Raw genomic sequence first — 6,838 nt, forward strand, 5'->3', positions numbered from 1 at the left:
GCCCCGGCCGGACCCGACGCCCCCGGCCCGCAGGCCCTCGACCATCCGTCGCCGCGGCCCGACCAGCCGGATCGGGCCGGGCGGGTCTCGGTGGAGCCGCCCCTGGGGCGGCTCGACTCTCCCCTGTACGGCCGCGACGCCCTCATCGAGGAGATCCTGTCCAATCGACCGGCGGGATCGGAACCTCCCTCCTCGGTGCGCGTCCTGCACGGCCTGCCCGGCGCCGGAAAAAGCCACCTCGCGGCGGAGATCGCCCGTCGGGTCCAACTCGCCGGCCGACAGGTCTGGTGGGTGTCCGCGCTGCGGCTCAGTTCCGGAATGCGGGAGGTGGCCACCCGGCTGGGCGCACCGAGCAGCGCGGTGGAACGGGCCTGGGCCGGTGACGCCGCCGCCACCGACCTGGTCTGGCGTTTCCTCGACCGGGCCGAGCAGCCCTGGGTGCTGGTCATCGACAACGCGAACGAGCCGGGCCTGCTCGACCCCGTCGACGGGGACATCAGCGGCGGCCGGGGGTGGCTGCGGGAGCCGAGGAACCCGGCGAACCTGGTCATCGTCACCAGCCGCGACGGCTACCGGACCACCTGGCCGTCGTGGGCCCGACAGCATCTCGTGCCGCCGCTGCCCGAAGAGCACGGTGCCCTGGTGCTGCTCTCCCGGGCCGGTAGCGGAGCCGGCAGCCAGGAGCAGGCCCGGGCGCTCTCCGCCGCGCTCGGCGGGCTGCCGCTGGCCCTACGTGCCGTCGGCGACTATCTCAAGTCCGTCCACACCACCCAGATCTACCAGGGCAAGCAGGTGCTACGTGACTTCGAGAGCTACCGGCGGAGCCTGCAACAGCGCCTGGGTCAGCCACCCGGGGTGGCGAACCCCGACGACCCCACGCTCGGCGTCACGGCCAGCGTGTTCGAGATCTCCCTGGACCTGCTCGCCCGGCGCGGGCTGACCCAGGCCGGCAACCTGCTGCGGGTGCTGGCCTGCCTGAGCCCGACCCACGTGCCCTACTACCGGGTGCTCGACCAGGAGATCCTGAAGCGCTCCACCCTCTTCTCCGAGTTCACCGGGCAACAGCAGTTGACCGTGCTGGAAGGGCTGGCCGACCTCTCCCTGGTGACCAGCGTGAAACCGGAGGATCTGGCGGCGGTCCGGGACGAGGACTTCCGCCACGTGCTCGTCCTGCACCCGCTGGTGCACGCGATGATGCGCGAGGATCCGGAGCTGCGCCGCCAGGCCACCGAGTACTACGCCCTGGTCACCCAGCTGCTCACCGCGGCGGTCCGGGACCGCGCGCCGGACACGATGGCGGACTGGGACGCCTGGTACCTGCTGGCGCCGCACACCATGCGGCTGGCGAAGGACTACCTGCAGGGCACGGACATCCGCTACGAACGGGTCACCGTGCTGGCCGTCCTGGAACTGGTCCGGCTGACCGCCCGCTACCTGCTCGCCACCGGGCTGGCGCTCTCCGCGGAGGAGATGCTCCGGCCGCTGCTCGACAACTGTCCCGCGTACGACGTGAACCCGGACGACCGGGAGATCCTGGCACTACGGCACGAACTGGCGCGGGCGGTGCTCGAACAACAGCGGCCGGTCGAGGCGGAGGCGCTGCTGCGCAAGGTGATCGCCGGTCGCGCGGAGGTCCTCGGTGACATGCACGCCGACACGCTCGCCAGCCGGCACAAGCTCGCCCGGGCGATCATGCAGCAGAACAGGTGGGCCGAGGCGGAGGCGGAGCTGGCCGCCCTGGTCGCCGCCGAGCGCACGGTACGCGGGCCCGAACACTCCGACACCATGGTCATCCGGCACACCCTGGCCCGTGCGGTGCTGTTGCAGGGCCGGGCCGGGCAGGCCGAGGAGATGCTGCGGGAGATCCTCGCCATCCGACTGCGCCACTGGGCGCCGGTCGAGCCGGAGACCCTCCTGGTGCGTCTCACCCTGGCCCGCTGCCTGGCCCGGCAGGCGCGGTTCGCGCAGGCCGAGGAGCAGGTTCGCGCCGGGCTCGCCGAGGTGGGCGAGCGGGAGGCGGAACGCCGTGAGGTGTTCCTGCTGCGGTGGCAGCTCGCCGAGGCCCTCATCGCGCAGAACCGCGCCGCGCAGGCCCGGGCGGAGCTGACCCGGTTGCTCCACGACTTCCGGCCGGTGCTGGGCGATCGGAACCCCGACATCGTCGGCATCCGCGAGACGCTGGACCGGCTGACGCCGTATGTCCCGCCGGCCCCACCGGACGAGCCGCCCGCCGAGCGGACCGAACCCACCCGGGCCGCAGGCCCGAACCAGCCGGCCGGATGAGTACGGCCGGCAATGCGCCACCACATTCACGAATGGATGTCGGATGAATGTCAGTGCCCCGTGCCCTGGTCGTGGAATCCTCCGAATGGAGGTTGTCCGCCGTCACTGCGTCGGACCAGTCTGGACATGTGCCGCCACAGCTACAGGGGGTTCGGATGTCCGCTGACGAGCAGCACCCGGCGCCGCCGGTCGACGTCGGGCGGAATTCCTCGGATCCGTCACCGGCCAACGGCTCCGGCCCTGCTCCCGAGGCCCTTCAGCAGATCGCGCGGGACATGTCCAAGGCGTACGAGGTCGCCCTGGAGGTCGATCCCCGGCTCTACTTCAGCGGCCGTCCACCAATGCTCGCCGACCAGCCGCGGTGATTTCCGTGACCGCTTCACCGTCGACAACGGGAGTTCCGATGACCAACAGCGGCGGTAGGCTCTTCGTCGTCGACGCCTTCACCGACGAGCCGTTCCGCGGCAATCCCGCCGGAGTCGTACTCCTCGACGAGGAACGCGACGAGAAGTGGATGCAGGCGGTGGCGAGTGAGATGCGGCATTCCGAGACGGCGTTCGTCTCGCCCGCCGACGACGGCCGGTGGCGCCTGCGGTGGTTCACCCCCACCGTCGAGGTCGATCTGTGCGGCCACGCCACCCTCGCCACGGCTCACGTGCTCGGCGGGGACAGCACCTTCCACACCCGCAGTGGCCAGCTCACCTGCTCGGTCTCGGCACAGGGGTGGATCGAGATGGACTTTCCGGCCGACCCGCCGGCCCCGAGCGAGCCGCCACCCGAGCTGACCCGCGCGCTCGGCGACGGCGTCACCGTCGTCGCGGTCGCGCGGGGGGTCTCTGATCTGCTGGTCGAGGTGGCCGGGCCACAGGACGTCCGGTCCGTGCGACCGGACCTGGCCGCCCTCACCGAGATCCCGGCACGCGGTGTGATCGTCACCGCCTTCGACGACGTGGCCGACCGGGTGGTGAGTCGCTGCTTCTACCCGGCCGTGGGGGTGCCGGAGGATCCGGTCACCGGGTCGGCGCACTGCACCATCGGCAGTTGGTGGTTCGCCCGCCTGGGGCGGCACGAACTCCTCGCCGAGCAGCTCTCCCCCCGCGGTGGAACGCTCCGGCTGTTCGACCGTGGCGGCCGGATCGGATTGAGCGGTCGGGCGGTCACCGTGTGGCACGGTGAGATCGCGGTGTGATCGTGAAGTACGCCGAGGAGTTGACCGCCGCCACGCTCGCCCGACTGGCCGAAGGCGATCTCGACGCGATCTGGGTACGCCGGTTCCACGCCCCTCAGCGCTGCGCCGCCGTGCTCCCCCGGGTCGTCGAGGAGTGCGAGCGGTCCCGCTACACGCTCACCGGCGACTTCCAGAGCATCGGGACCTCCATCGGCGAGGCATCCGAGTCGGCGGCCGGCGCGCAACGGTATCTGGACACCGCCGCCGACACCTGCGACCTGATCCGGCACCGGATCTTCGCGGGCCGGCTCTCCCCCCTCGACGAGTTGCGGCTGCGTCTGGACGAACTGTGGCCACAGGGGGCGACGGTGGCCCACCACGAAGGCCGGGCGATGCTGCCGGGGATCGTCCGGCGCTGGCCCACCGGAGGTCACGCCAACCCGCACATCGACCAGCGGGCGATCCCGTTGCTGACCGGCCACCGGCTGCGGCGCCGGATCGGCACGAACGTGTACCTCCAGGTGCCCCCGCCGGGCAGCGGCGGGCACGTCGACTTCTGGGGGCTCTGGACGGACGAGCGCGAGTACGACAACCGGCGACGGCCCGACTACGGCCTCGACCGGGACACCCTGGGTGAACCGTACTGGTCGTGCGAACCGGGCCAGGGCGACCTGCTCATGTTCGACGCGGCCCGGGTGCACGGCGTACGGCGGGTGGACCGGGGTGCCCGGGTCACCGCGGCCTGCTTCGTCGGTGTCCGTGACGCGGACGAACCGCTCGTGCTGTTCGCCTGACCGCGTCGCGCGGGCGCACGCCGCCGAGGGCACGAACGCGGACGCACGCGCCGGTCGCAGGCGGCGGGAAGGTGCGCGGGCGGCCCGGCGCGTTCAGGCGATCGCGGGTGGCGGGCCGTCGGCCAGGGGGACGTCCTCGCCCGGCGTGGGCAGCCGGCGGAGCAGGCCCGGCCCGGCGGACGCGGGCGGCCCCACGGGTTCGACCGGCGGCACCGGCATCGGGCCGACGGGTTCGACGAGCGGCGCCGGCCCCGACGGGATGGCACCGTCCACCGCCGCCGTACGACCGGCCGGGCCCCCCGCCCCGACACCGGCCGAATCGGCGGGTGGTCGTAGGCCCAGCAGCGTGTTCGTACCGTCCGGCCGACCCGGCAGGGCCTCGCGGGGCCCCGGGCGGTCGGTGTCGCGCACCCGCTGCGGTGGTGGCGACAGCAACCGAGGTGGCGCCGACTCGGGCGCGCAGACCGGGGCCAGCCCGGCCACGACGGTGTTCACGATCTCGGCGGCGTACGTGCCGTCCGGGTCGTAGTCGGGGTCGAAGACGGTCAGCTCGACGCCGAGACAGTGTGGGGTGTCCACCAGCCCGGCGAGGAGGATCTCCAGTTCGGCGAAGGCGATCCCGCCCGGGTCGGGCGCGTCGACCGCCGGCATCACCGCCGGGTCGAGCACGTCCACGTCGATGTGCACCCAGTACCCGACGCAGTCCTCCAGTTGCTCGTGCGCCCACTGTGCCGTCCGCGCGGCGCCCGCGGCGCGCAGCGCCGGCACCGGACGGTTGATGATCCCGGCAGCCTGGAGGTCGAGACGGTACTCGTCCTGGGCCCGGATGCCGAGCACCACCACGTCGATGTCGCGGAAGTACGGCCGGCGCCCCTCGATGGCGGCCAGGTCGGCCTGCCCGCGCCCGGTCACCAGGGCGAGGTCCTCGCCCGCCGCCGCGCCCACGTAGGAGGCGTTGCCGGGGTGCCGGAAGTCGGAGTGCCCGTCGACGAAGACCAGCCCGATCCGCCCGCCCACCGCCTCCCCGAGCCGGTGCATGGCCAGCGCCGAACCGAGCAGCACCGAGCAGTCGCCCCCCAGCACCAGCGGGAACTCGCCCCGGTCGATGATCGCCCCGATCCGGTCGGCGAGCGCCACCGAGTACGCGGAGATCTGTCGGGCGTGGCAGACACCGTCGCCGGGACGCCAGTCGCCGGGGTCGTACCGGGGTGGGGTGAGGCAGCCGGCGTCGCGGGCCCGCAGCCGGGCGATCAGATCGTGGTCGCGCAGCGCGCCGGGGGCCTTGGCGCAACCGGGAACCGAGGTGGACGTGGGTGGGCGCAACCCCAGGTTGGTCGGCGCGTCGAGGACGGCGATCCGGCGCATCATGGCTCCCGTCCTCAACGGTCGGGCGGGCCGGCCGGTACGCCGGCCCGCGCTGGCGTGCTAGAAACTCGGACTCGTGGGTCAGAAACTCGCCCCGGCGGGCGGGACCTCAGAACAGCGCGCTGGCCAGGGCTCGCCGGGCCGAGGCCACAGCCGGGTCGTCCGGGCCGGCGACGGTGAACAGCGAGACCAGGTGTTGGCGTACCTTCTCCCGGTCGTCGCCGGCGGTCCGCCGGACCAGGCCGACCAACCGGGCGTACGCCTGCTCGGCGAGACCGCCCAGCACCTCGATGTCGGCGGCCAGCAGTTGGGCGTCGACATCGTCAGGTGCCTGCGCGGCGGCGGCGAGCGCGGCCTGCGGGTCGGCCCCGGCCACCCGGCGGGCCAGGCCGACCTGGGCCAGGCCCGCCTCGGCCGCGGCGTCCGCCGGTGACTCGGCCAGAATCTTCCGGTACGCCCGCTCGGCGGCGTCCAGGTCGCCGCTCATCAGCGCGTCGTCCGCCTCGTCGAGCCGAGGGTCCTCCGGCTCGGCGACGGTGACGCCACCGGCCTTGAGGATCGCCTGGATCCACTGGCGGAGCTGGGCCTCCGGCACGACGCCGGAGAACGCGTCGATGGGCTGGCCGCCGACCACCGCGTACACCATGGGGATGCCCTGCACCCGGAACATCTGGGCGATGCGGGGGTTGGCGTCCACATCGACCTTGGCCAGCACCCAGGTTCCGCCGCCCTCGGCGGCCAGCCGCTCCAGCACCGGGGAGAGCTGCTTGCAGGGCTCGCACCACTCGGCCCAGAAGTCGACGACCACCGGTGTGTTGAGCGAGCGCTCCAGGACCTCCGACTGGAAGGTCGCCTCGGTCACGTCGACAACGCTCACGGCGGCGCCGTTCGGGCCGGCGGGGCCGCCCGGCAGGCCGGTGGGCGGACCGGCCTGCGCCGGTGTGGCGGGACGGGCGGTGGCCGGTGGGGTGCTGCGCAGTGCGCTGAGGTCGACCGCGCCGCGGGTGAAGATCGACGAGGTCATCCGTGGGTCGCTCATGGTTACCTAGTCTCGCACGGACGCCGCCGAACCCGGATCAACCGCGACGGCGACAGTTGCCACTCTCACCGCTGCTCACCCACCCCGCCCCGGCCCGCACGCGAAGTCGATCATCACGCCTGCTGCCGCACCGAGCCCGATCCTGCGTCGTCTCGGCCCGGGGCTGGGACCGGGTCCGGGGGCGGTCTC

Annotated in this window: 6 protein-coding genes; 4 read left to right on the forward strand and 2 right to left on the reverse strand. The window is 73.2% G+C overall.

Annotation, left to right across the window (positions count from 1 at the left end; genetic code table 11):
- The 4 genes from E1166_RS28340 to E1166_RS28355 form a co-directional block, all read left to right on the forward strand.
- Nucleotides 1-2,283, forward strand: a 2,283-nt coding sequence (locus tag E1166_RS28340; protein ID WP_132342944.1) for a tetratricopeptide repeat protein, incomplete at its 5' end; no start/stop codon positions are given.
- Between the two features lie 155 nt (nt 2,284-2,438).
- Nucleotides 2,439-2,648: a hypothetical protein gene (locus E1166_RS28345; RefSeq protein WP_132342945.1), complete on the forward strand. Its 210-nt coding sequence runs from the start codon at nt 2,439-2,441 to the stop codon at nt 2,646-2,648.
- A gap of 38 nt (nt 2,649-2,686) precedes the next feature.
- Nucleotides 2,687-3,472 (forward strand): PhzF family phenazine biosynthesis protein, encoded by a 786-nt coding sequence (locus E1166_RS28350; RefSeq protein ID WP_132342946.1) that lies wholly within the window; start codon nt 2,687-2,689, stop codon nt 3,470-3,472.
- A 2-nt stretch (nt 3,473-3,474) separates the two neighbouring features.
- Entirely contained in the window at nt 3,475-4,245 is a 771-nt protein-coding gene (locus E1166_RS28355; protein ID WP_132342947.1) for a 2OG-Fe(II) oxygenase, read from the forward strand.
- A gap of 93 nt (nt 4,246-4,338) precedes the next feature.
- On the opposite strand, the gene E1166_RS28360 is transcribed toward E1166_RS28355, so the two are convergent.
- Nucleotides 4,339-5,613, reverse strand: a complete 1,275-nt coding sequence (locus E1166_RS28360) for an arginase family protein (RefSeq protein ID WP_132342948.1) — start codon at nt 5,611-5,613, stop codon at nt 4,339-4,341.
- Nucleotides 5,614-5,719: 106 nt separating this feature from the next.
- Nucleotides 5,720-6,649, reverse strand: coding sequence for a tetratricopeptide repeat protein (locus E1166_RS28365; protein WP_132269954.1), 930 nt, complete (start codon nt 6,647-6,649; stop codon nt 5,720-5,722).
- Between the last annotated feature and the right edge of the window lie 189 nt (nt 6,650-6,838).

This window comes from Micromonospora sp. KC213, from assembly GCF_004348325.1.
Taxonomy (GTDB): Bacteria; Actinomycetota; Actinomycetes; order Mycobacteriales; family Micromonosporaceae; genus Micromonospora.

Bases quoted from the DNA above. Each gene is read 5' to 3' on its own strand.
- E1166_RS28345 (WP_132342945.1), top strand. From the start codon at position 2,439: ATGTCCGCTGACGAGCAGCACCCGGCGCCGCCGGTCGACGTCGGGCGG.
- E1166_RS28350 (WP_132342946.1), top strand. From the start codon at position 2,687: ATGACCAACAGCGGCGGTAGGCTCTTCGTCGTCGACGCCTTCACCGAC.
- E1166_RS28360 (WP_132342948.1), bottom strand. From the start codon at position 5,613: ATGATGCGCCGGATCGCCGTCCTCGACGCGCCGACCAACCTGGGGTTG.
- E1166_RS28365 (WP_132269954.1), bottom strand. From the start codon at position 6,649: ATGAGCGACCCACGGATGACCTCGTCGATCTTCACCCGCGGCGCGGTC.